Source organism: Pseudomonas sp. NFX98 (genome assembly GCF_047784845.1).
Classification (GTDB): Bacteria; Pseudomonadota; Gammaproteobacteria; order Pseudomonadales; family Pseudomonadaceae; genus Aquipseudomonas.
On sequence record NZ_JBLNNF010000003.1, the window covers coordinates 105,441 to 131,204 of the forward strand.

Sequence of the window (25,764 nt, forward strand, 5' to 3'; positions counted from 1 at the left end):
ACTGTCTTCATTCCGGCGCAACAATCACCGGTGGCATGGTCGTAGGCGGTTCTTCCCGTGGCGGTGGCTGGATGCCCGGCGGGTCTTGTTCGGGCACGGGCTGCGGATCGGTTGGTGGAATCACCGGGTTGTCGATGTTCGGATCAGGTGTTTCAGCCGGGAATGGATTGTTCATCTTCCTGCCTCCAGTGGCACATGGCGTGAGTCGTGCTTAAGTTGATTGACCGCTTCGCAAGGGATTTGATTCCAGCCAATTGCCGATGAACTTTTCCCGGCGGATGTCGCTCGGAACCTAAGTGAGTTCATTCCGGGGCGGATTGCCTGACGGGGTGGCAACCAGACACAAGAGCGTCCTTGGGGCGTACAGGAGTGATGCTCGATGACGGCTGAAAAACCGAATGAATTGAATTACAACCCGCACATTCCACTGTCGCAGGCTTTATTGCTGCCACGTATCGCGATCGAAAACACCATGCCGACCCTCGATGGCGGGCAGTTCGCCGTCAAGGCCGTGGTGGGCGAGGACGTAGTGGTCACCAGTAAAGTGTTTGCCGACGGTCACGACAAACTGGCCGTGCGCATTCGCTGGCGGTCCGAGGGTGATGAGGTCTGGCAAAGCGAAGCCATGAACGACCTGGGCAACAATGGTTGGCAGGGCCGGTTTCGCGTGGTTAACCAGGGCCGTCATGTCTACTGCATCGAAGCCTGGATCGACCAGTTCGCCAGTTTCCGTTATGAACTGGAAAAGAAGCACGCCGCCGCGGTGCCGGTCAGCCTGGAATTGCAGGAAGGCCGCCTTCACGTGCAACAAGCCGCCGAACGTAGCGAAGGGCAACTGAGCGAACAGTTGGCAGCACTGCATCATGAATTGTCGGGCCTGCTCGAAACCGAGCAGATCGCGCTGTTTCTGCACCAGCGTAGCGCCGAACTGATGGCCCTGGCCGATCACCGCGCTTACCTCAGTCTCAGCCCCGAGTATCCGGTGGACGTCGAGCGAGAACTCGCGCAGTTCGCCAGTTGGTACGAATTGTTCCCGCGTTCGATCACTGACGATCCGACCCGCCACGGCACCTTCAACGACGTGCATTCACGGCTGCCGATGATCCAGGACATGGGTTTTGACGTGTTGTACTTTCCACCGATCCACCCGATCGGTCGCAGCTTTCGCAAAGGCCCCAACAACTCTCTGACGGCGGGACCGGATGATCCGGGCAGCCCGTATGCCATCGGCAGCGAAGAGGGTGGCCACGAGGCGATTCATTCACAGCTCGGCACCCGCGAAGACTTTCGTCGGCTGGTGGCGGCGGCCAAGGACTACGGTCTGGAGATCGCCCTCGATTTCGCCATCCAGTGTTCCCAGGACCATCCTTGGCTCAAGCAACATCCGGGCTGGTTCAACTGGCGCCCCGACGGCACGATCAAATACGCGGAAAACCCGCCGAAGAAGTACCAGGACATCGTCAATGTCGATTTCTATGCCGCCGAGGCGATTCCGAGCCTGTGGGTCGAACTGCGCGACATCGTCGTTGGTTGGGTCGAGGAGGGCGTGAAGCTGTTTCGCGTCGACAATCCGCACACCAAACCGCTGCCGTTCTGGCAATGGCTGATCGCCGATGTGCGGGCGCTTTACCCTGACGTGATTTTCCTCGCCGAAGCGTTCACCACGCCGGCGATGATGGCGCGCTTGGGCAAGGTCGGTTACTCCCAGAGCTACACCTACTTCACCTGGCGCAACACCAAACACGAACTGGCCACTTATTTCAGCGAACTTAACGAGTCGCCATGGCGTGAATGCTACCGGCCGAACTTCTTCGTCAACACACCGGACATCAACCCGGCGTTCCTCCACGATTCCGGACGCCCCGGCTTTCTGATTCGCGCGGCGCTGGCAACCATGGGCTCGGGCCTGTGGGGCATGTATTCCGGTTTCGAGTTGTGCGAGTCGGCACCGGTGCCGGGCAAAGAGGAATACCTCAACTCCGAGAAGTATGAGATCCGCCCTCGGGATTTCACTGCGCCGGGCAACATCATTGCCGAGATCGCCCAGCTCAACCGCATTCGCCGGCAGAACCCGGCGCTGCACACGCATCTGGGGCTGAAAATCTACAACGCCTGGAACGACAACATTTTGTACTTCGGCAAGCGCAGCGCCGACGGCAGCAATTTCATTCTGGTGGCGGTCAGCCTCGATCCGCATAACGTACAGGAGGCGAACTTCGAATTGCCGCTGTGGGAAATGGGTTTGCCGGACGACGCCAGCACCCAGGGCGAAGACTTGATGAACGGCCATCGCTGGACGTGGCACGGCAAGTACCAGTTCATGCGGATCGACCCGGCGTATCAGCCGTTCGGGATCTGGAGGATTACCGCGTCTTGATCGCGCCGAGCAGTCTTCCAGGCAATTAGCCCTGTAGGAGCTGCCGCAGGCTGCGATCTTTTGCCTTTCAAATCGAAGATCAAAAGATCGCAGCCTTCGGCAGCTCCTACAGAGGATTAGCACATCTGACCGATGTGTAGAGAGTTCAACAGGAGTTTCCAATGGCGAAGAAACCCAAGGCAGCCACCTTCATCAAGGACCCGCTCTGGTACAAGGACGCGGTGATCTATCAAGTTCATGTCAAATCCTATTTCGACTCCAACAACGACGGGATCGGCGACTTTCCCGGCCTGATCGCCAAACTCGATTACATCGCCGACCTCGGCGTCAACACCATCTGGCTGTTGCCGTTCTATCCCTCGCCACGCCGCGACGATGGCTATGACATCGCCGAATACCGCGGCGTGCACAGCGACTACGGCACCATGGCCGATGCCAAGCGCTTTATCGCCGAGGCGCACAAGCGCGGCTTGCGAGTGATCACCGAGCTGGTCATCAACCACACCTCGGATCAGCACGCGTGGTTTCAGCGCGCACGCAAGGCCAAGAAAGGGTCGGCGGCGCGGGACTTCTACGTGTGGTCCGATGACGATCAGAAATACGACGGCACCCGGATCATTTTTCTCGACACCGAAAAATCCAACTGGACCTGGGACCCGGTCGCCGGCCAGTACTTCTGGCACCGTTTCTACTCCCACCAGCCCGATTTGAATTTCGATAACCCGCAGGTCATGAAAGCTGTGCTGTCGGTGATGCGCTATTGGCTCGACATGGGCATCGACGGTTTACGTCTGGACGCGATCCCGTACCTGATCGAGCGCGACGGCACCAACAATGAAAATCTGCCGGAAACCCACGACGTCCTCAAACAGATCCGCGCCGAAATCGACGCCAATTATCCCGACCGCATGCTGCTGGCCGAGGCCAATCAATGGCCGGAAGACACCCAGCTGTATTTTGGCGACACCGACAAAAAGGGCCTGAACGGCGACGAATGCCACATGGCTTTCCACTTCCCGCTGATGCCGCGCATGTACATGGCGCTGGCCCAGGAGGACCGTTTCCCGATCACCGATATTTTGCGCCAGACCCCGGAAATCCCGGCCAACTGCCAATGGGCGATTTTCCTGCGCAACCATGATGAACTGACTCTGGAAATGGTCACCGACAAGGAGCGCGATTACCTGTGGAATTACTACGCGGCCGACCGTCGGGCGCGGATCAACCTGGGGATTCGCCGCCGCTTGGCGCCGCTGATGGAACGTGACCGTCGCCGGGTGGAATTGCTCAACAGTTTGCTGCTGTCGATGCCCGGCACGCCGACCCTGTACTACGGCGATGAAATCGGCATGGGCGACAACATTTACCTCGGCGACCGCGACGGCGTGCGCACGCCCATGCAATGGTCGATTGACCGCAACGGCGGTTTCTCCCGCGCCGATCCGGCCAGTCTGGTCCTGCCGCCGATCATGGACCCCTTGTACGGTTATTTGTCGGTCAACGTCGAAACCCAGTCCGGTGATCCTCATTCACTGCTGAACTGGACCCGGCGCCTGCTAACGGTGCGCAAGCAGTCCAAGGCCTTCGGTCGCGGCACACTGAAAATGCTGTCGCCGACCAATCGTCGTGTTCTCGCCTACACCCGCGAATACACCGGGCCTGACGGCAAGCACGAAATCATTCTGTGCGTGGCCAACGTGTCGCGCAGCGCCCAGGCAGTGGAACTCGACCTGTCCGCTTATGTCGGCATGGTGCCGGTGGAAATGCTCGGCGGTAACGCATTCCCGCCCATCGGCCAGTTGAATTTCCTTCTGACCCTGGCGCCTTACGGGTTCTACTGGTTCGGCCTCGCCGCCGAAAACCAGATGCCGAGCTGGCACGTGGAACCGGCGCAAAGCCTGCCGGACTTCACCACGCTGGTGCTGAAAAAACGCATGGAAGAACTGCTGGAGTCACCGTCCAGAAATACGTTGGAGCAGGGCATCCTGCCGAACTGGTTGCAGAACCGTCGCTGGTTTGCCGGCAAGGACGCGGCCATCGAGCAGGTCAACCTGGCTTACGGCGTGCGTTTTGGTGATGCGCAGCATCCGGTGTTGTTGAGTGAAATCGAAGTCACCAGCGGCGGCCAGACCAGTCGCTATCAACTGCCGTTCGGCTTTATTGCAGAAGATCAGGTCGGCGCGGCTTTGCCCCAGCAACTGGCGCTGTCACGGGTGCGCCGTGGGCCGCAGGTCGGTTTGATCACCGATGCCTTCAGCCTGGAGAACTTTATCCGCACGGTGTTGCAAGGCATGCACGACAATCGGGTGTTGCCTTCCGATGGCGGCGAGATCCGTTTCGAACCGACGGCCGAACTGGCGAAACTGGGCCTGACGGCAGAGTCGGAAGTGCGCTACCTGTCCGCCGAGCAATCCAACAGCTCGGTGGTGATCGGCAACAGCCTGGTGCTCAAGCTGATCCGCAAAGTTGCATCGGGCGTGCACCCGGAACTGGAAATGAGCGCGTATCTGACCAGTGCCGGGTTCGGCAATATCTCGCCGCTGCTGGGGGCGGTGGTGCGTCGGGATGCGGCGGGCGAAGACAACCTGCTGATGATTGCCCAAGGCTACCTGAGCAATCAGGGCGATGCCTGGGAATGGACCCAGAACAACCTGGAACGGGCGTTGCGCGACGAGCTGGCGGACGCCATGTCCGATCAGGACCAGCACTACAACGCGCTTGGCGAGCTGAAGGATTTCGCGGCCATGCTCGGTCAACGGCTGGGCGAAATGCATCAGGTGCTTGCAGCGCCGAGCAACAACTCTGATTTCGAGCCGCAAAACACCACGCAAAAAGATGCAATGGCAACGGCCAAGGATGTGGCGGCGCAGATCGAGCATGCGCTGAAATTGCTCAAGCAGCATCAAAACGAACTGAACCCGGCGGACAAAACCCTGGTCAGCCGTTTACTGGACAACAAAAAAACCATCCTCAGCCACGTGCAGGAGTTGGGCAAAAAGACTACGGGTGGGCTACGGATTCGCGTACATGGCGACTTGCACCTTGGCCAGGTACTGGTGATCAAGGGCGATGCCTACCTCATCGATTTCGAAGGCGAACCGGCGCGACCGTTGCATGAACGCCGAGGCAAGCACAGCCCGTACAAGGATGTCAGCGGTGTATTGCGTTCCTTCGACTATGCGGCGGCGATGACCATCAACGTGCACAACGTCGACAACACGGAGCAGGCACAGGCGGCTCGCAAGCGAGTGGCGGATCGTTATTTGAGTGAAGCAAAACAGGCATTTGTCGACGCTTATCGGCTGGCGGCAGCTACGCTTGGCCATGCATGGCAAGATCCCGAAGGCGAGGACGCCGCACTGGCGTTGTTCGGCCTGGAGAAGGCGGCGTATGAAGTGGCCTATGAGGCGGAAAATCGCCCCACCTGGCTGCCCGTGCCGTTGCACGGTTTATATGGATTATTGAGTGGGCTTAAACCCTTTTCCGATCTTGGTGGAGAGTAGTCATGAGTTTCTCGAACAAGGAACAGGGTCATCATCACAAAGAGGCGCTGCTACCCAGGGCGCGCGATATCGACGCACTGGTGCGTGCCGAGCATCACGACCCTTTTGCAATTCTCGGCCCTCACGGCGACGGTGCCGGCGGACAATTCATTCGAGCGTACCTGCCGGACGCCTTGAGCGTGCAGGTGGTGGCCAAGGAATCCGGGGAAGAGCTCGGCAACCTTGAAGCGACCCAGACACCGGGGTTGTTCGTCGGGCACTTCGACCGGGCGCAACCGTATTTGCTGCGGACCCGCTGGGCCGGTGGCGAACAGACTGCCGAAGATCCTTACAGCTTTGGCCCATTGCTCGGTGACATGGACTTGTACCTGTTCGCCGAGGGCAATCACCGTGATCTGAGCAGCGCCCTCGGCGCACAGTTGAAGACCGTGGACGGGGTCGACGGCGTGCGCTTCGCGGTGTGGGCACCGAATGCCAAGAGGGTATCGGTAGTCGGTGACTTCAACGTCTGGGACGGTCGCCGTCATCCGATGCGCCTGCGCCACCCGACCGGCGTCTGGGAGTTGTTCATTCCACGCCTGCAAGCGGGCGAAGCCTACAAATACGAAATCCTCGGCAAGGACGGGATTCTGCCGCTGAAGGCCGATCCGATGGCGCTGGCCACCAGCCTGCCGCCGGATACCGCGTCGAAAGTCGCCTCACCCTTGAAGATTGACTGGCAGGACCAGGACTGGATGCTGTCCCGAGGCGAACGTCATCGCCCGACCGCGCCGTTGTCGATCTACGAATTGCACGCCGGTTCCTGGCAATGCGAACTGGACGATCTTGGCGAAGTGGCTCGCCAGTACACCTGGCCCGAATTGGCCGAGCGGCTGATTCCTTACGTCAAAGAGCTGGGTTTCACCCACATCGAGCTGATGCCGGTCATGGAACACCCGTTCGGTGGTTCGTGGGGTTATCAGTTGCTCTCGCAATTTGCCACCAGCGCCCGTTACGGCACGGGGGATGAATTCGCGGCGTTCGTTAACGCATGCCACCAGGCCGAAATCGGCGTAATTCTCGATTGGGTACCGGCGCATTTTCCCACCGATACCCATGGCTTGGCGCAGTTCGACGGCACGGCGCTGTACGAATACGGCAACCCGCAGGAAGGCTTTCACCAGGATTGGGACACGCTGATTTACAACCTCGGCCGCACCGAGGTGCACGGCTACATGCTGGCCTCGGCGCTGCACTGGCTCAAGCACTTCCACGTCGACGGCCTGCGGGTCGATGCCGTGGCCTCGATGCTCTACCGCGATTACTCACGCAAGGCCGGCGAGTGGGTGCCAAACCGCCATGGCGGTCGGGAAAACCTTGAGTCGATCGACTTCCTGCGCCACCTCAACGATGTGGTCGCACTCGAAGCACCGGGTGCACTGGTGATTGCCGAAGAGTCCACCGCGTGGCCGGGTGTCAGCCAAAGTACGCAACAGGGTGGCCTCGGCTTCGCCTACAAATGGAACATGGGCTGGATGCACGATTCGCTGCACTACATCCAGCAAGACCCGGTGTACCGCGCGCATCACCACAACGAGCTGAGTTTCGGTCTGGTCTACGCCTGGTCCGAGCGTTTCATCCTGCCGATTTCCCACGACGAAGTGGTGCACGGCAAACATTCGCTGATCGACAAGATGCCCGGCGACCGCTGGCAGAAATTCGCCAACCTGCGGGCCTACCTGAGTTTCATGTGGGCGCATCCGGGCAAGAAGCTGTTGTTCATGGGCTGTGAGTTCGGTCAGTGGCGCGAGTGGAATCACGACCAGCAACTGGACTGGTACTTGCTGCAATACTCCGAACACAAAGGCGTGCAGAAGCTGGTGGGCGACCTCAATCGCCTGTACCGCGAAGAGCCTGCACTGCACGAGCAGGACGATGTGCCGCAAGGCTTCCAGTGGTTGATTGGTGACGACGCGATCAACAGCGTCTATGCGTGGCTGCGTTGGAGCAAGGAAGGGCGGCCGGTGTTGGTGGTGGCCAACTTCACCCCGGTGCCCCGTGAGGCGTATCGGGTCGGCGTGCCGTTCGCCGGTCGCTGGACCGAGTTGCTCAACAGCGATTCGGCGACCTATGCCGGTTCCAATTACGGCAACAGTGGCGGGGCGTTTACCGAGGAAGCGCCGAGCCACGGGCAGGCGTTGTCGCTGGTGCTGAACTTGCCGCCGTTGGCGGTGTTGATGTTGAGTCCTGAGGGCTGATCCCAAACCGCTGATCGCGAGCAAGCTATGCTCCTACAAAGGCAAAAGCGCCGAATACCTGTAGGAGCAAGGCTTGCCCGCGATGGCGTCAGCCCAGTCAATACAACTCTTGAGGTCTGTTCCTCACCACCGCATCCGCACACCCAGGCTGCCGATGATCCCGTTCAGATCATTGTCATCCACATCGCTGCTGTAATCGGCGCTGACATACAGGCTCACTGTCGGCGTGACCTTTGCCACCAACCCCAATCCCAACTCGACCGTCGAAGAGTTGCGACTGCTGCTGATCTTGTCGACCTGATCGAGCGTCACGGTATTGCCGGTATACACCGTGTGCCACAAGTTAGTCCGCACATAGGGTTCGACGGGCAGGCCGTTGATGTCGTAACTCCCTTTCAATTTGGCACCGACCCGGCCGCTCCACGACGTCAAGTCGCTGGACGACGCATTGGCTGAGCCCGCGTAAGGGGTATCCAGGGTGATCCGCTGATTGATCAATTGCGCTTGGGGTTCAACCACCCAATTTTCGCTGATGCCAATCGGGAAGCCACCTTCGACCGACAGTGTCATCGCGCTGCCTTCGGTAATTTGCCGCGCGCCTTGTTCGTTGCGACTGACACCGTTGACCCGGCCACCGCTGGCCGACAGATCGACGTGCCAGCCTTGTGGGCCGGTCAGGCTGTAGTAGGCGCCGAGGCTTTGGCCTTGCAGGTTGAGGGTATCGGTATTCGGGTCGGACATGCCGCGATTGGTCACCAGGCCATTGCTGTTGCCCTGGATCTGGCTGGTGCCGCCAATCAGGCCGACCCGTTGGGTATGGCCGCTGTTGCTTTGCAGGGTCAGGATCGCCGGGCCTTTGAGTTCGCCTGAACCGAAATTGGTAAAGCCTTGGGCGAGGGCGTCGGTTTGTGCCTGGCGTGATGCCTGTCCGTAAATCTGATCCCAGGCATAGGGCGTTGCGTCTTCGGTGGTGAAGCGGCTACTTCGTATGTCGGGATTGGGGCTGAAACGGCCAGGGTAAGTGGTGTCAAGAGCAGGCAAGGTAAGCACGGGAACGTCCTGGCGGTACCAGGGCGTTACTTCTTCCTCGGCCGGTTGGGCCTGTACTTCCATGGAGGAGCACAGCAGGAGTGAACTCGAGACAGTGCAAAAAGTGACTTTGATCTCTTGTTGGGTGAGTGAAGTTCTCATGGCGGGGCTACCTTGCAATCGCGTGCCGTACTTGCCTTGGCGTCTCTCCTACCCCGAACGAGGGGCGACCGAATGTATGGGGGCAAGCCGGGGGCCGCCCGTTTTCGCGGGTGTCTTGCGGGCTTGTCCCTGATTGTGTTTCCGGGGGTAGTACGGTGAAGTCAAGAAGACCCCTGCCACTGCGTCAAGAAAATGGCCGATAAATGGTAGGGCTATTTTTGCTTATATAAGTGACTGATTTACGGCGCATCCCTAAGTTCTTGTTTATTGGAAAATTCGTCAAAAAACTCGCGGGCTAGAGCGATTGCTCGGCGTTACCAGCTGACCCTGATTCCCAGGTTGCCGGCCATTCCTCGCTGCTGATTACTGTCGATATTGCTGCTGTAATCGGCGTTGGCGTACACGCTGACGCTGGGGGCGAGGGTCAGGATGGCGCCGAGGCCAAGATCGGCCCACGAAGTCTTTTGTTCGGTGTCGATGTCGGTGGTTTCGGCAAAAGTGACCGTGTCGGTCCCGGAAAAGGTATGCCAAACGTTGGCGCGCAGGTAGGGTTCCAGCGGCAGGCCGCTGACGTCGTAACGACCTTTGAGGCGGGCGCCGAAGCGCCCGGTCAAGGCCGGATCGGAATCGAAGGACACCCGGGAAACACCGTCGTCCTGACTGTCCAGATCAATTTGTTGGTGAATGATTTGCGCCTGGGGTTCGATGACCCAATTGTTTGCCAGTGCGAAGGGATAACCGGACTCCACTGAAAGGGTCAGGGCATGCCCGTCATTGTCGAGTTTCAGGCCCCGATCGGAATGGCTATCACCGTCGAGCCAGGTGAACATCACCACCGCGTCGAGGTAGGCATTGTTGCGACTGGTCAGGGACCAGTAGGCACCGAGGCTGTCGCCCTCAAGCTCGACTTTGCCGGCGCGCTTGTCTTCGAAGCCCTGATTGAAACCGTCGACATCACCCTTCAGACGGCTGTGGCCGACGAAAAAACCGCTGCGCTGGGTTTGCCCGCCCGCCAATTGCGAACCGAAAAGATCGTTGCCGACCTGGAAGCCATTGAGCGAACCGTCGAGCCTGGGTGTCACGGTGCCGGCCCAGGTTTGCTCGTAATTCTTGCCATAGACGCGGCCCCAGCCTGCGCCGAATGTTCCGGTTTCGGTCAGCAGGCGTTGATCGCCCTGGCGATCGTGAAAGGTGCCGAGGGCGGTCAGGGTCAATTGCGCCGCTGCTGGCGGCAACACTGACCAGGTCGGGACTTCCGGACGGTACAAGGGGATCGGCGCGGACCCGGGTGCGGGAACTGGCACCGACGGACTGCCGGCCGCCGCCACTGGCGTCGCCACCAGAGGTACCAGAATCGGCGGCAGCGTCGGGTCTGGGTTGGGCACAGCAACCAGCGGAACCGCCACGGCGGCCGAGCGCAAGTACCAACTGTTTTCACTGCCGACCGTGACACCGCCCTTGTACAGGACGTAATCGAAGGCACCGGCTGATACTGGAACTTTAAGGCTGAAGGCATCGCTGTTGCTGACGGCGGTGCCTTGGGCCTGTACCACTTGAATGCCGTTTTGCAAGGTTTCTGCGCCTGTGCCACCCAGGTTGCTGACGGTGATGGCCGTGGTGCCTGTGAGCGCTCCGTCGTTGACCACCAGTGTGTCGCTCGGTGAACTGTCATCGCCAAGCGCGCTTTGCACCCACAACTGTCCGCCATTACCTGCGTAATTACCCTGCACCGTCAGCGTGTCGCTGGTATTGCCACCGCTCAGATCGATGATCCCGGCGTTGTTCAGGGTGGCGCGTTGGCCGGCGGTGAAGGGCGTGATGCTGCCTTGAGTGGACGTCAGAACGCTGCTGCCGTCGATGTTGAACACGCCGGTGCCGCTGGTGCCGTCACCGAGAACGAAGTTACCGGCGAGATCCAACTGCGAGCCGTTGTTCAGGTTGACCGTTTCCCAATTGGTGTAGCGCCCGGCGCCCGCGGTTGTAGTGCGGTCGAAGGTCAGCACATCGATGCCGTTGCCGCCGTTGAGGCTGGGTGTCTGAGCGAGTGTGCTGTCGCCGAGATTGCGCAGCGTTGCACTGTCATTGCCGTCCTCCATCAGGATCTGCGAACGGATGATGCCGCCGCCATTCCAGACAAAGGTGTCGTTGCCGGTGCTGGTGCGGACCTCGCCAACGATCTCTCCGCCAGTCACCGTGATGCTGTCGTTGCCGCCGCTGACGCTGATGTTGCCGCCAATCCTGCCACCGGAAACGATGATGGTGTCGGTACCGAAACCGGTGACCAGATTGCCGAGGATTTGCCCTGCGGACATGTCGAACAGATTGTTGTCGAGCTTCATGTCCACCCGGCCGATGGTGCCCCCCGTCATTGTGGCGGTGTCGCCGTCCTCGAAGGCACCGACGATCGTACCGTTGCTCATCTTGAACACATCGCGTCCATCGCCTTGGGCAAGGGACTGAATGATCCCGCCGCTCATGCTGAAATTGTCGGTGCCGTTACCCTGGTCGACGGCACCGAGAATCTGGCCGGCACTGATGCTGAAAACATCGATGCCATCACCCTGAACAACGTTGCCGGCGATACGCCCGGAGTCCATCCTGACCGTGTCGCTGCCGGCACCAAAGGTCACGTTACCGTTGATGATACCGGTGCCGTTGGCGGGCAGATTCAGGGTGTTGTTGCCCGTCTGATCGGTCAGCGGACCGCTGCTGGCGCTGTCGCATGTGAAGGTGTCGTTGCCGGCGGTCGGGGTTAGAGTGCAGGCCGCTTGGGAGGCTGGGGACCAGCCGACGCATAGCCAGAGGGAAAATGCACAGGCGCTGTAACGGTACTTGGGTTGGTCTGTCGAAATTGTCATGCTCGTCTCCGCGTTGGGGTGGTGACTGAGCAACGGCATCAGACACCCTCGGCAGCGCGGGTTGCGAGACATATCGTGAAGGTAAACCCCCGTAATCGAGAACCTTCGCAGCAACGACGGCCACTGTGAGTCGCATGTCCGTACGATCGATGGTGCACGGACGTCAGCAGCCTAACAGCGGTATTTGGGTGTCGCTACTGTCATAAGTAACAGGTATGCCGGTCCTGATCGGCAAAAATCTACCCTCACAGCCGCACTTCAACCGCCAGCGGCAGATGATCCGACAGATGCGTCCAGGGTTTACTGCCGAGGATTTTCGGCTCATGACTGCTGGCATTGCGCAGATAGATGCGGTCCAGGCGCAGCAGTGGAAAACGTGCAGGGTAGGTTTTTGCGGGGCGGCCGTGGTGGCGTTCGAAGGCTTCGTGCAGATAGTCGCGACGGGCGAGGGCGGCGTTGCCTTGCAGCTGCCAGTCGTTGAAGTCGCCGGCGATGATTACCGGTGCTTCGTCGGGCAGGGATTCGAGCAACTGGCAGAGCAATTGAAGCTGCAACTGGCGATGACTTTCCAGCAGGCTCAAATGCACGCAGATTGCATGGACCTCAGCGTGCCCCGGAACGTCCAGCACGCAATGCAGCAGCCCGCGTCGCTCGGGGCCGGTGATGGAAACATCGAGGTTGCGGTATTCGCGAATCGGGTATTTCGACAGCAGCGCATTGCCGTGGTGGCCGTCGGGATAGACCGCATTACGGCCATAGGCGAAATCGCTCCACATGCTATCGGCCAGAAACTCGTATTGCGAGGTTTGCGGCCAGTCGTTGTAGCGCGAGGAATGCCGGTCATGTTCGCCGACGACTTCCTGCAAAAACACCAGGTCCGCCGACGTGCTGCGTACCGCTTCGCGCAGCTCTGGCAGGATGAATCGTCGGTTGAGCGCGGTGAATCCCTTGTGAGTATTGACGGTCAGCACACGCAGTCGATGGATGGCCGGCGGTTTGTCCAACGGCACTGATTCGACCGTCTGCGGCTTGGAGGTACTGGTCACTTTCACTCCTCTGAATCAAGGCAAGCTTATCTATGCGACTGATCTTGGGGCGGGCAGTTCACTTTGTAGGAGCTGCCGCAGGCTGCGATCTTTTGATTTGTTACGCGAAGATCAAAAGATCGCAGCCTGCGGCAGCTCCTACAGGGAGTTTGGGGTGTCAGATGAAGACAATTTCATACGGCAAGCGCATCCGTTCCAGCAGGATCCGTGGCAGTAGCGGGGCGATGCCGATCGCCGGTTCACCGTCGAGCTGGCTGGCGTAGGCATGGGTCGCGTGGCTTTTGCGCGCGACGGTCCATGTGTCCAGGCGAACCTTGCGGGCACGGTGCCAGGGAATCGAATCCCGGTCGCGCGTCGGCCAGTGCCAGGCCCAGACCGGTACTTCATTGAAGTCGGCACCGGCGATGTTTGCGGCGGCGGCGCTGGCACGGCCGACGGCGTCGTGATCGCGGGTACCGTCTTCGGACCAGGTGCTGAACACCACGTCGCCGGGCCGCAGGTAGCGGGCGATGAAGCGGGTCAATGCTTGTTCATGCTCGGCCAGAGCGTTGTCGGTGAAGCCGCCGCGAATCCATTTCAGACTGTGCATCGGCAACCCGAGCCGGCGCAGGGCTTCAACGCTCTCCTGGGAGCGAAACACGCTGAGGCGCTTCTCCGACCATTGCTGCGATCCCGGATGGCTGGCACTGCCGTCGGTCACCGAAATCAATTGCAGCGGATGGCCCATGGCGCTAAGTAATTGCAGGAGTCCGCCGCAGGTCACCACTTCATCGCCCGGATGCGGGGCGATCACCACGGCGCGAGCACCGGGCGGGACCAGCGACTGTGTGTTGATAACCGGAATATTGTCCAGTTGCGGGGCGCTGTTCCAGATCTGTGCTGGCAGGCTGTGTTCACTGATGGAAACAGGTTTCATGGGTGACGTCCTTGTTTCGTTTCGCCTTCAGTCGTGCGCAATGCTTGCTGCAAGCAAGCCCGGCAGACCCGTGAGGACGGGTTGCTAGCCCTTCGCGGCATTCCGAACCCTGGAGTGCCGCGCATCGAGTATTGCTCATGAAGCGCTATCCGTCGCCTCTGAGCTTGATCCAAAGTGTTTTTTTATCTGACAAGCCTGCGGCTCAGCTCATTCGTCTTCCTCTCGCTGCAATTCGAACAACAGCAGCGAACGGCCGGTGACCGAGTACTCGTGGCCCAACTCGAAGCGTTCCTGGCCGCGAATCGACGGCTGGTTGGTGTCGATCATGCAGGTCCAGAAGCCGCCGTCAGGCACTTCCGGCAACTGGAAGTTGACGATGTCGTGATGGGCGTTGACCACCAGCAACAGGGTGGCGTCGGCGCCTTTGCGGCGGATGCCGGTTTCCTGGGCACGCCCGTCGAGTAGCATGCCGAGGCAGCGATTGTGTGCGTCATGCCAATGTTCGGTGGTCATCTCGGTGCCGTCCGCCGCGAGCCAGGTGACGTCCTTGACACCGATGTCCTCGTTGTAATTGCCCACCAGGAAACGCCCGCGGCGCAGGATCGGGTAGGCCAGACGCAGCTTGATCAGACGTTTGACGAACTTGAGCAGCGCCTTGCCGTCCTCACTCAGGTCCCAGTTGACCCAGCCGATCTCGCTGTCCTGGCAATAGGCGTTGTTGTTGCCGTCCTGGGTGCGGGCGAATTCATCGCCGGCCACCAGCATCGGCGTGCCCTGAGCCAGCAGCAAGGTGGCGAAGAAATTGCGCATTTGTCGATGGCGCAGGGCGGTGATCTCAGGGTCGTCGGTAGGGCCTTCGACACCGTGGTTCCACGACAGATTGTTATTGCTGCCGTCCTGATTGTTTTCGTCGTTGGCTTCGTTGTGTTTGTCGTTGTACGACACCAGATCGTTCAGGGTGAAACCGTCATGAGCGGTGACAAAGTTCACCGATGAATAAGGGCGCCGGCCGCGCTGGTTGAACATCTCACCGGACGCCGTCATGCGGCTGGCGAAGTCGGCCAGCTGCCCGTCGTCGCCTTTCCAGAACGCGCGCACGGTGTCGCGGAACTTGTCGTTCCATTCCACCCATCCCGGCGGAAAATTACCGACCTGATAGCCGCCGGGGCCGCAGTCCCAAGCCTCGGCAATCAGCTTGACCTGGCGTAGCACCGGGTCCTGGCGACAGGCCACGAGGAAACTGTGACGTTCGTCGAAGCCGTCGTGATAGCGCCCGAGAATGGTTGCCAGGTCGAAGCGGAAACCGTCGACATGCATTTCCGAGGCCCAGTAGCGCAGGGAGTCGGTGACCATTTGCAGCACGCACGGGTGGCTCAGGTCGAGGGTATTGCCGGTGCCGGAATCGTTGATGTAGAAGCGCTTGTCGTCGGGCATCAAGCGGTAGTAGGAGGCGTTGTCGATGCCGCGCATGGACAGGGTCGGGCCTTGTTCATTGCCCTCGGCGGTGTGGTTGTAGACCACGTCGAGGATCACTTCCAGATTGGCTTCGTGCAGGTGCGCAACCATTTCCTTGAATTCGGCGATCTTGCCGCTGGCCAGGTAGCGCGGGTCGGGGGCGAAGAAGGCGATGCTGTTGTAGCCCCAGTAATTGGTCATGCCCTTGTGCAGCAAATGCTGGTCATTGACGAAGGCATGGATCGGCAACAGCTCGACGGTCGACACGCCGAGTTTACGGATATGTTCGAGCACATCATCGACCATCAACCCGGCGAAGGTGCCGCGCAGATTCTCGGGGACGGAAGGGTGGCGCATGCTGATGCCGCGCACGTGGGTCTCGTAAATGATCGTTTTGTCCCACGGCACACTGACGCGATGGTCGTGGCCCCAGGTGTGCGCCGGGTCGATGACCTTGCACTTGGGCACGAACGGCGCACTGTCGCGTTCATCGAAACTGAGGTCGGCGTCAGGGTGGCCGATGGTGTAGCCGAACAGCGCCTCGGACCATTTCAATTTACCGACCAGTTGCTTGGCGTAAGGGTCGATCAGCAGCTTGTTGTGGTTGAAGCGATGGCCGTTGGCCGGGTCGTACGGACCGTAGACACGATAGCCGTAGATCAGCCCCGGATGGGCGTCGGGCAAGTAGCCGTGGTAGATCTCGTCGGTGTATTCCGGCAGTTCGATCCGTTCGATTTCCACTTCGCCGGCGTCGTCGAAAATGCACAGTTCGACCTTGGTGGCGTTGGCGGAAAACAAAGCGAAATTGACCCCCAGTCCATCCCAGGTCGCACCCAGCGGAAAGGGCAATCCTTCACGGATTCGCGAGGGCTCGGTTTGGGATGCTGGTGTGTCTTTCTTTGCACGGGTCATAGGTGCTCCTGCATTTTTTTACCGGGCGAACGCGCCCTCGGTGGCGAAAGAAACTCGCCACGCAGTCAATCAGTACCACGCTTGAAAAAGTCAGACCGCTGGCGGTTTCCGCGCTGCGCGAGGCTTTTTCTCGACGGCCTTTTCCCCAGGCGGGATCACGGCCGAGGCCGCAGCCGGCTTGGCTTTGGCCTTGGTTTTTGCTTCGCTGGCCTTGCCATTGAGTGTTTTGCCATCCAATGCTTTGCCGCCATCGGCCTTGGATGCAGAGGATTTACTGCCCGTGGCTTTCGGGGATTTTTTCGGCGCCAGGGCTTCGGCTTCGGCCAGCTTGCGCGCCATCTCCCAATGCCGGGCTTCCTCGCCTTCTGGCTTACCTTCCGATTCCCAGATCTGATAGGCAAACTCGCGGATGCGTTTATCGTCGGTACTCATCGCAATGCTCCTGAACTGAACTCAAGTGTGGGTAGTTTGGATAATGAGATTGACCGGGAAGTCCCCCAGCGCGGCGCTGATCATCAGCTCCTTGTGTTGTGTGACTGCGACGCTGGAAAAAAGTCCCTTCAGATTTTCTTCGGGTTCGGTGAACGGCAATTTGACCCGGGTGTCGCCCCACAGCGGCGCGTTGACGTGGGGGGCGGCACTGTTTTTCAGCAGTTCGGCACAGCGTATCGGCACGATGACGATAACCCGTTGACCTTCCCATTCGCGGACAAAACCCAGCACTCGACCGGCCTCGCTGCCCACGACTTCAAGGGCCCGGTAAGTGCCGCGCCGAAATAGTTCGGTATGCGCGGCACGCAGGTTCAAGGCCAGGGCAATCAAGGTTTGCTTGATGCGCCCGTCGCGCCAGTTGGCCAACAGCTCGGGTAGATCAATCGCTTGCTGCAGCGCTTGCTCGCGGCCGGCGTAATCCACCGGCCGGCGGTTGTCCGGATCGACCAGGGAAAAGTCCCAGAAGTCGTTGCCCTGATAGAGGTCCGGCACCCCCGGCACGGTCATGCGCAGCAAGGTTTGCGCCAATCCGTTGAGTGCGCCGGGAACGGAAAGCGCTTGCGCCGCTTTGCCCAAGGCCGAGCGCAGAAGTTCGCCTTCCGGTGTCAGCAGCAGGCCATGGATGAAAGCCTGGGTGGCTTGTTCGTAGGCATCGTTTGGCGCGCTCCAGCTGCTCTGCAATTTGGCTTCGCGCAGGGCTTTTTGTTGCCACTGCCACAGGCGTTCGGCGTAGGCCTGTAAGGCAGGGTGATCATCGCTGCGCAGGTCGAGTGGCCAACTGCCGAGAATGGCTTGATACAGGATCAACTCATCTGCCGCAGACGGTAGTTGGTCATCGTTGCGCAGGGGGCGGGCGAGGGCGCGCCACAGGCCGATCTGGTCGGCATACCAGGCACTGCGTTCGCTCAATACCGCCAGGCGCGCGCGGCTGTCTTCGCCGCGTTTGTGATCGTGGGTGGCGGTGGCCAGCAAATTGTCGGGAAACGTTTCCAGGCGCTGGATGCATGCCTGATGAAAGTCCGCAACCGGCGCGCTGAATTGTTCAGTGCTGAACCCGACATCGTTGCGCGACAGCAACACGGCCGAGCGATAGAACGCCGTGTCTTCCACCGCTTTCGCCGCCGCCGGTGAAGTGAGCTGTTGAAAGCGCACGCAGGCATGCTTGAGTCGCTTGCGAGTGCGACCCGCCGGGCGTTTGCGCCAGGATTCTCCGCCCAGCCAACCGGCCAGGTTATCGAGTACCGGCCAGTCGGATTCGCCAAGGGTTTGTCGGGCACCGTCCATGGCCTGCTGGAAAAATGCGTTGTCCTCGGCCGGGCGTCCCAATGGGCTGATGTAGGTGCGGTACACCGGGAAATGCACGATCAGCGCCTGCAACGCTCGGCGGATCGCGCCGAGGGTCAGGTCGCGGGTCATCAGGTCGTCCCGGGCCACTTGCAACAAGGCTTGGGCGACACTTTCGAAATCCCCGGCCAGCGAACCGTTGAGGATTTGCTGGCGTGCCAGTTGCGCTTCCTGGCGGAAATCGGCCGGCCGTGCGCTGTGCCGATGCCAGAGTTCACCCAAGGTCTGTTCACCCTGGGGGTCGTGTTGCAGCAGTGACAACTGGTTCATGAATTCATAGCCAGTGGTGCCATCCACCGACCAGTCGCGATGCAGGGTTTCGCCTTCGCCAAGGATCTTCTCGACATAGATCGGCAAGTGTCGGCCCGGCGCCAGGCCGTCGACCCGTCGCCGCAGTTTGCGGCAGTAACCCCGAGGGTCGGCGAGGCCGTCGATGTGGTCGATGCGCAGGCCGTCGATCAAGCCGTCCGCCACCAATTGGAAGATTTTCGCGTGGGTCGCTTCGAACACGGCCGGGCGCTCGACGCGCAAACCGCCCAGTTCATTGATATCGAAAAAACGCCGCCAATTGATGTCGTCCGCTGCCGTACGCCAACTGGCGAGACGGTAGCTCTGGCGTTCCAGGAGGTTATGCAGGCGCTGGAAACCGTCGGCGGTGAGTGAGTCGTAGGCGCTTAGATTGTGTTCAATGGCCTGAAGCATGAGCGGATCACTGGCCAGCTCGCGTAGCTCGTCTTTCAAGGGCTTGGCCAGGCTGTGAGCATCCATCTGATAGCTCAAGGTGCTGAAACGGTCGGCCAGTGATTTGAGTTGTTCGTTGTCGGATTTGAGCAGTTCGCCGTAGTCCGCGGGACGGATCGGGAAGTGATGCTCGTAATGCTCGACATGGAACGCTCCCTTTTTCGAATCGAAGCGCAGGGGCAGGGTGCCGTCCTGCAAGGCAATCCCATAGTCGCTGCCCAGGAATGGCAGTAACAATTGGCCTTCCATCAATGGATCGGAGGAATGCCACTGAATATCGAAGAACTCGCCATAGGGGCTCAGGCGCCCCCATTCCAGCAAATCCAGCCACCAGGGATTGTCGCTACCGCCGACCGCCATGTGGTTGGAGACGATGTCGAGGATCAGCCCCATGTTCTGCCCGCGCAACGCCGCGACCAGTCGACGTAACGCCGCTTCGCCGCCCAATTCCGGGTTGACCGAGGTCGGGTCCACCACGTCGTAGCCATGCATGGAACCTGCCCGCGCGCTCAACAGCGGCGAGGCATACACATGGCTGATGCCGAGGCGGGCGAAGTACGGCACCAGCGGCACCGCATCGTCGAGGGTGAAACCCTTATGAAATTGCAGCCGCAGGGTCGCCCGCAGTGGCTGCACGGATGCTTGAGTCATTGGTCACGCTCGGCCGCCTGAAGTCGCGCGCAGGCGAGCAGTTCCAGGCGCCGGGCGGCGTCCGGATCGTCGAGCAGGGCTTCACTGTACCCCGGCAAGCGTCGCGACCAGTTGGGATGGGTGTCGATGGTGCCCGGCAGATTCGCCTGTTGTTCGATGCCCAGCGCATCTTCCAACGGCAGCAACACCAACGGCGCGCGGGTGTGGCCGAGGAAACGCACGCTGGCGTCGAGCACCTGATCGGTTTCGTGGGACTCTTCGCGAAAGTTCTGCGGGTCCTCGCTCAACGCCCGGCGCAGGCCTTCGCGCTCACGTTCGCGATGCTGGCGCCACTCGATTTCGCCACTGGCATCGACCAGGCCGAGGCGCGCATTCCAGTCGATATCACGGCCATGCCACCAGCCGTTGAGCGTCGGCAGATCGTGGGTACTGGTGGTCGCCAAGGCGTTGTCCGACCAGTCGAGAATCGGTTTGAAGTGAGTGTTGTCCTGTTCGAACAGCAACACCCGCATGCCGAGCATCGAACGGGCAATGAGTTTTTCCCGCAGGCCGTCGGGCACGGTGCCGAGGTCTTCACCGAGGACGATGGCCTGGTGGCGATGGGATTCCAGCGTCAGCAGACGCAGCAGGTCGTCCACCGGGTAGTAGAGATAGGCGCCGTCGGCGGGCGGCGCGCCATTGGGAATCACCCACAGGCGTTGCAGGCCCATGACATGGTCGATGCGCAGGCCTCCGGAATGGGCGAAGTTGGCGCGGAGCATTTCGATGAAAGCGCGGAAACCGTTGCGCACCAGACCTTCCGGGGAAAACGCGGAAATCCCCCAGCCTTGACCGGTGCGGTTGAGAATGTCCGGCGGTGCGCCGACGGTGAGCGCAGCGAGCAATTCATCCTGGCGACTCCAGGCCTGGCTGCCGCCGCCATCGGCACCGACGGCCAGATCGGCAATCAGGCCAATGCTCATGCCGCTGCTGCGCGCGGCGGCTTGTGCACGCTCCAGGCAACGTGTGATCAGCCATTGGCAGAACACGAAGAATCCGATACGTCCGGCATTTTCCTCGGCGAATTCGGCCAGGGCAGCGCTGCGCGGGTTGCGCCATTGCTCGGGCCATTGTCGCCAGTCGAGGCTTTCACCGTTTGCTGCGCGTGCCTCTTGTATGGCCTCGAAGCGGCAGTGGTTCTCCAGGGCTTCACCGCCGGCGTGACGGAAGCTGCTGAAGTCGGGATGTAACGGATGTTCGCCCTGCACGAAACCTTCGTACAGCGCTTGCAACAATCGATGCTTGGCTTCGGCGGCGGCGGGCCAGTCGATCAAAGGTAGCTCTTCAAGGTGCTTGAGCTCGATCGCCAAGCCCGTGGCATCGATGGCCGTACGCAGCGCGCGTTCGCCAAGGATCGCCCCCGGCGCGGAATACAGGCTGTTGAGGAACAAGCGGCTGGACGGCGAGTAAGGGCTATAGCGCTGGGTGTCGCTGGCGAACATCGCGTGCAGTGGACTGATCGCCAGTGCTTCGGCGCCGCGTTCACCCGCCACCCGTGCCAGATCCTCCAGGGCCTGAGTGTCGCCGAACCCGCCATCACCGGCGCGGCGCAAGGCGTACAACTGCACGCTCAGGCCCCAGGTGCGCGGAATCGGGCTGTCCACGGCATCGCCGACGCTGTAGCAACGCTCCGGGGCCACGGCCAGGGTGAAGGTTTGTCCGTCGATGCTGACGTGCTGATAACCGACCGGAATCAAACCCGGCAACACCGCCTCGCTGTCGAGCTTGAGGTTGAGCCGCGAACCGTCCTCCAGGTGAATCTCGCAGGGCGTGTGCGGTTCAAAGTGATGCCCCAGATTGAGGCCGACGCCGAAGTCGGCGGTGATCAACGGCGGCAAGCGCCGGGTTTGCTGTACTTGCTGCAATTCGAGCAGGCTGGCATCGATTTCCTGTGCACTCCCGGCCGGATGACCGAGGCCGGTAAGAACGTTGCGCAGCACTGAGGGCGCGACTTTTTGCGGGCGACCGTTGGCGTCGATCCAGTCGACCGCCAGGCCCGCACGGCTGGCGAGGATTTCCAGTTGCGCATCGCTCATTGGCGCTCTCCATCAAGGGGTAGCAAGGGGCTTGCGGCGGTGAGGCTGACAAGCGCGCAATACGGGGGCAGCGTGCCTTGATCCAGGCGCGCGGCAGAATGCGGCGGGTGTTCGAACAGCAGCGAAGCACCGGCCGGCAGAGAATGGGGCACCGCTGTGGCGCTGAGGTTCAAGTCAATGCGCAATTGACTGCCGTCACCCAGCCGCCAGGATGCGCTCACCGCACCTGTGCCGAGCACGTTGGCATCCAGCGCCTGGGTGCCGGGCAGGCGCGGGATGATCTGCCGATGGCGGATCTGCAACAATTGCCGATAGAAGTCGTTCACGGCGCAGTTGCCAGATGTCGTGAGTGTGGGCCGGGACGCCTCGAACGTCTGTGGTGCATTCGGGTCGGGAATCTGCTCGCGCTGATGCGGATCGGTAAACGCGCCGAACGCTGCAAACTCGTTACGCCGTCCTTCGCGCACCAGTTTCGCCAGTTCACCGTGGTGACTGGTGAAAAACAGGAACGGTTGCTCGACGGCAAATTCATCGCCCATGAACATCAACGGGATCATCGGCGACAGCAGCAGCAGCGCGGTGGCGGCTTTCAAGGCATCGGGATTGGCCAGTTGATGCAGGCGCTCGCCAAAGGCGCGGTTGCCGATCTGATCGTGATTCTGCAAAAACAGAATGAAAGCGCTCGGTGGCAAGTGCCCACTGGGCTCGCCGCGCGGCTTGCCCTGACGATTGATGTGACCTTGAAACACGAAGCCCTGGCTCAGGCAGCGTGCCAGTTGTTCGGTGGGGTTTTGCGCGTAATCGGCGTAGTAGGCGTCGGTTTCGCCGGTCAGCAGCACGTGCAGGGCGTTGTGCCCGTCATCGTTCCACTGGGCATCGAAACCTTGTTGCAGCAGGCTGGCCTGATTGTGTTCGTTTTCCACCATCAGCCAGACGTGGCGCAGCGGATCGATCTGACGACGCACCCGTTGCGCCAACTCCTGAAGGAAATCCGGGTCTTCGATGGCATGCACCGCATCCAGGCGCAAGCCGTCGAAACGGTATTCCAGCAACCACATCAACGCGTTTTCGATGAAGAAGTCGCGCACCTCACGCCGCCGGAAGTCGATAGCGGCACCCCAAGGCGTGTGCCTGTCTTCGCGAAAGAAACCCTTGGCGTAGCGATGCAAATAGTTGCCGTCCGGCCCGAAGTGGTTGTAGACCACGTCGAGGATCACCGCGAGGCCACAACCATGGGCCGTGTCGATCAGATGCTTGAGCTGTTCGGGTGAACCATAGGACGCCTGGGGTGCGTAGGGCAGCACCCCGTCGTAGCCCCAATTGCGCTCACCGGGGAACTGCGCCACGGGCATCAGTTCGATCGCAGTGATACCCAGTTCAACGAGGCGCGCCAGATGCTGCTCGACAGCCTGAAAACCGCCGAGCGCACCGACATGCAATTCGTAGATCACCGCTTCGTTCCACGGTCGCCCCAGCCAGGTGCTGTGTTGCCACAGATAGGCGTGCGGATCGACCACCAGGCTGGGCTGGTCGATATCGCCCGCTTGGGCGCGGGAGGCCGGGTCCGGCACATCCAGTTCACCGTCGATGTTGTAGCGATATCGCGTACCCGCCGGGCAGCGGGTATTGATCACGAACCAGCCGTCAGCCTGAGGCAACAACGGCAAGGACTGTCCATTTTCCAGTTCGACACTGACGTAAAACGCATCTGGCGCCCACAACGCAAATTGCGTTTGTTCCGCGTCCAGTTTGATTGCGCCGTGGGGCCAGGTCTCAAGGGTCCGTAACGGCATCTTGTAAACCTCTTACTGTTTGTGCGATTTCCCCAAGGCTTTTGTCACCAGTTGCTCGTAGAGTTCAGCGTAGGGTTCGACCGCCTTGCACCAGTTGAAAGGTGCGGCCATCGCCCGGCAGCGCATGGCGTTGAGCAGTTCGGGAAAGGCGAAAACCTTGAACGCTCGGCTCAGGGCTTCCTGGTAGCTCTCCACCGTGGATTCATCGAACAGGAAACCGGTCACACCGTTTTCAATGGTGTCGGCCAGACCTCCAGTGTTGCGGGCTACCGGCAACGAGCCAAAACGCTGGGCGTACATCTGGCTCAGGCCGCAAGGTTCATAGCGCGAAGGCATCAGCAGGAAATCGCTACCGGCAAACATTCGCCGGGCATCGGTTTCGTTGAAGCCGATGCGCACGCCGATCTGCCCCGGAAAACGCAGGGCCAGTTCGCGCATGGCTTGCTCTTCTTCCGGCTCGCCACGACCGATGATCGCAATCTGGCCGCCGGATTTGACGATGTATTCGGACACCGCTTCGGTCAGGTCCAGGCCTTTCTGGTAGACCAGTCGCGAAACCACGGCGAACAGCGGACCTTCGGAATCATCAAGGCCAAACAACTGCCGAACGTGAGCGGCGTTGACCGCTTTGCCTTCCCACTCGCCGATGCTGAACGGGCAGAACAGGTGCGAATCGGTGGCGGCGTCCCAGCTCTCGTCGATGCCGTTGGGGATGCCGCTGAGCAGGCCTTGCTGGGTCTTGGCGGCGAGAAAGCCGTCGAGGCCACAGCCGAAAGCCGGGGTGGTGATTTCCTGGGCGTAGGTCGCGCTGACGGTGGTGATATGGCTCGAGTAAGCCATCCCGGCCTTAAGGAACGACATCTTGCCGTAGAACTCCATGCCTTCCTGTTGCAGTGCGTGATGGGGAATGCCCAGTTCAGGGCACGATCCCAGGCTGGTCACGCCCTGGTAGGCGAGGTTATGGATGGTGAACAGCGTCGGGGTGCGCTGCCCACGCCAGTGCATGTAGGCAGGCGCCAGACCAGCCGGCCAGTCATGGGCGTGCACCAGGTCCGGGCACCAGTGAATTTGTGCAAGATTGGCGGCGATATCGGCGGCCGCCAGGCCCAGGCGGGCGAAGCGAATGTGGTTGTCCGGCCAGTCGCGACCGTTATTGGCGCCGTAGGGTGAACCTTCGCGCTCGTAGAGTTCAGGGCAGATCAACACGTAGATGACCAGGCCATCGGGCATGTCCATGCGCCCGATCTTGCAAGGTGGCAGCGCGGCATGCCCACCCAGTTCGCCGATGATGTGAATCGGGTTTTCGCTGTGCAGCACCTGCGGATAACCGGGGATCAACACCCGCACATCGTGCAGATGGGCCATGGCCCGTGGCAGTGCAGCAGAGACGTCGCCCAGGCCACCGGTCTTTACCAGGTCGGCAATTTCCGAAGTGACGAACAACACTTTTTTCTTGTTGGGATTCTGGCTGGCCACGGGGGCGAGCGTCTTGGTGCCGGGAACGCTGATCGATTGGGCAGTGGGAGCACTTACGGTGCTGGATTCGCCGACATGCTGATGAGCACGTTCTCCCTGAACATCTAAAGCCGTACTTATCATATGAATCTCCCGTGTTGTTGATCTAATTCTTAGCACTGGCAAACGGTTTTTCATGGCCGCTTCCTGTGGCCGGGCGCAAAAGCGCTGCACATCGGTGAGCAAGCGCTGCCCAAATGCGCTGAAGCAGAATGGGTGAATTGACCTTTGCAAGGAATGCACCAGTCGCAACGCACCTACCTTTCAGTCGACCGATCACGTGGGACAAAAGTTTCTACTTTTTTTTCACTTTGTGACCGGCCGGTTTCGACCCGCGAAAGTGAGCCTAGACCAGAACTTAGAGCGGTAAAGCGCGAATGGCAAAATTGTTCGACAATCGGTTCAAAGAGGTACGGACGTGCCGGATTGCGGGGCGATCGCACCGACGAAGGGCAGGTTTTTTTGAGAAACTGGAAAGAAATGAAGCAGAACTGTCACATCGATGTGCGTGGGTGAACAGTTTGTTTGCACCATTGCGGTGCGCGATTTCGGCTTGTATGGTGCCAGTTAGGATCTAATCGCGAGCAGGCTCGCTCCTACATTGAACCTTTGTCAGGCACTGAGCCTGTGTCGAATGAAGATCCCTTGTAGGAGTGAG

14 protein-coding genes are annotated in these 25,764 nt (G+C 60.4%); 3 read left to right on the plus strand and 11 right to left on the minus strand.

All coding sequences use genetic code 11. The annotated features are described in order from the left end of the window. Positions 1-7 precede the first annotated feature (7 nt). On the minus strand, positions 8-175 hold the full coding sequence (locus ACM110_RS04900; protein ID WP_338580716.1) for a hypothetical protein: 168 nt from the start codon (positions 173-175) through the stop codon (positions 8-10). 204 nt (positions 176-379) lie between these two features. Between ACM110_RS04900 and ACM110_RS04905 the strand changes: the two genes are divergently transcribed. The 3 genes from ACM110_RS04905 (at position 380) to glgB (ending at position 8,117) form a co-directional block, all read left to right on the plus strand. Then, entirely contained in the window at positions 380-2,377 is a 1,998-nt protein-coding gene (locus tag ACM110_RS04905) for an alpha-1,4-glucan--maltose-1-phosphate maltosyltransferase (RefSeq protein WP_416126842.1), read from the plus strand. 161 nt (positions 2,378-2,538) lie between these two features. Then, positions 2,539-5,880 (plus strand): maltose alpha-D-glucosyltransferase, encoded by a 3,342-nt coding sequence (gene treS, locus ACM110_RS04910; RefSeq protein WP_416126843.1) that lies wholly within the window; start codon positions 2,539-2,541, stop codon positions 5,878-5,880. A gap of 2 nt (positions 5,881-5,882) precedes the next feature. Beyond that, positions 5,883-8,117 carry a 1,4-alpha-glucan branching protein GlgB gene (gene glgB, locus ACM110_RS04915; protein WP_416126844.1) on the plus strand — a complete coding sequence of 745 codons (2,235 nt, stop codon included), beginning with the start codon at positions 5,883-5,885 and terminating at the stop codon, positions 8,115-8,117. 123 nt (positions 8,118-8,240) lie between these two features. Here the strand turns inward: glgB and ACM110_RS04920 are convergent, their stop codons facing one another. The 10 genes from ACM110_RS04920 to glgA all read right to left on the minus strand — a co-directional run bounded on the left by ACM110_RS04920 (position 8,241) and on the right by glgA (position 25,190). Beyond that, positions 8,241-9,308 (minus strand): autotransporter outer membrane beta-barrel domain-containing protein, encoded by a 1,068-nt coding sequence (locus ACM110_RS04920; RefSeq protein WP_416126845.1) that lies wholly within the window; start codon positions 9,306-9,308, stop codon positions 8,241-8,243. Positions 9,309-9,622: 314 nt separating this feature from the next. After that, on the minus strand, positions 9,623-12,166 hold the full coding sequence (locus ACM110_RS04925; RefSeq protein ID WP_416126846.1) for an autotransporter outer membrane beta-barrel domain-containing protein: 2,544 nt from the start codon (positions 12,164-12,166) through the stop codon (positions 9,623-9,625). 245 nt (positions 12,167-12,411) lie between these two features. Further along, positions 12,412-13,212, minus strand: coding sequence for an endonuclease/exonuclease/phosphatase family protein (locus ACM110_RS04930; protein ID WP_416126847.1), 801 nt, complete (start codon positions 13,210-13,212; stop codon positions 12,412-12,414). A gap of 157 nt (positions 13,213-13,369) precedes the next feature. Continuing rightward, positions 13,370-14,128 (minus strand): PIG-L family deacetylase, encoded by a 759-nt coding sequence (locus tag ACM110_RS04935; RefSeq protein WP_338580723.1) that lies wholly within the window; start codon positions 14,126-14,128, stop codon positions 13,370-13,372. Positions 14,129-14,335: 207 nt separating this feature from the next. Next, positions 14,336-16,495: a glycogen debranching protein GlgX gene (glgX, locus tag ACM110_RS04940; protein ID WP_416126848.1), complete on the minus strand. Its 2,160-nt coding sequence runs from the start codon at positions 16,493-16,495 to the stop codon at positions 14,336-14,338. 90 nt (positions 16,496-16,585) lie between these two features. Continuing rightward, a complete protein-coding gene (locus ACM110_RS04945; protein WP_416126849.1) occupies positions 16,586-16,927 on the minus strand; it encodes a DUF2934 domain-containing protein in 342 nt (113 codons plus the stop codon). 21 nt (positions 16,928-16,948) lie between these two features. Then, on the minus strand, positions 16,949-19,723 hold the full coding sequence (locus ACM110_RS04950; protein WP_416126850.1) for a malto-oligosyltrehalose synthase: 2,775 nt from the start codon (positions 19,721-19,723) through the stop codon (positions 16,949-16,951). Next, complete coding sequence (gene malQ, locus ACM110_RS04955) at positions 19,720-21,798, minus strand: 4-alpha-glucanotransferase (protein ID WP_416126851.1); 2,079 nt, start codon at positions 21,796-21,798, stop codon at positions 19,720-19,722. Before malQ ends, ACM110_RS04950 begins: the two co-directional genes overlap by 4 nt. Then, positions 21,795-23,591 (minus strand): malto-oligosyltrehalose trehalohydrolase, encoded by a 1,797-nt coding sequence (treZ, locus tag ACM110_RS04960; RefSeq protein WP_416126852.1) that lies wholly within the window; start codon positions 23,589-23,591, stop codon positions 21,795-21,797. The genes malQ and treZ overlap by 4 nt, the downstream gene beginning before the upstream one ends. Before the next feature lie 12 nt (positions 23,592-23,603). Continuing rightward, entirely contained in the window at positions 23,604-25,190 is a 1,587-nt protein-coding gene (glgA, locus tag ACM110_RS04965; RefSeq protein WP_416126853.1) for a glycogen synthase GlgA, read from the minus strand. Positions 25,191-25,764: the final 574 nt, after the last annotated feature.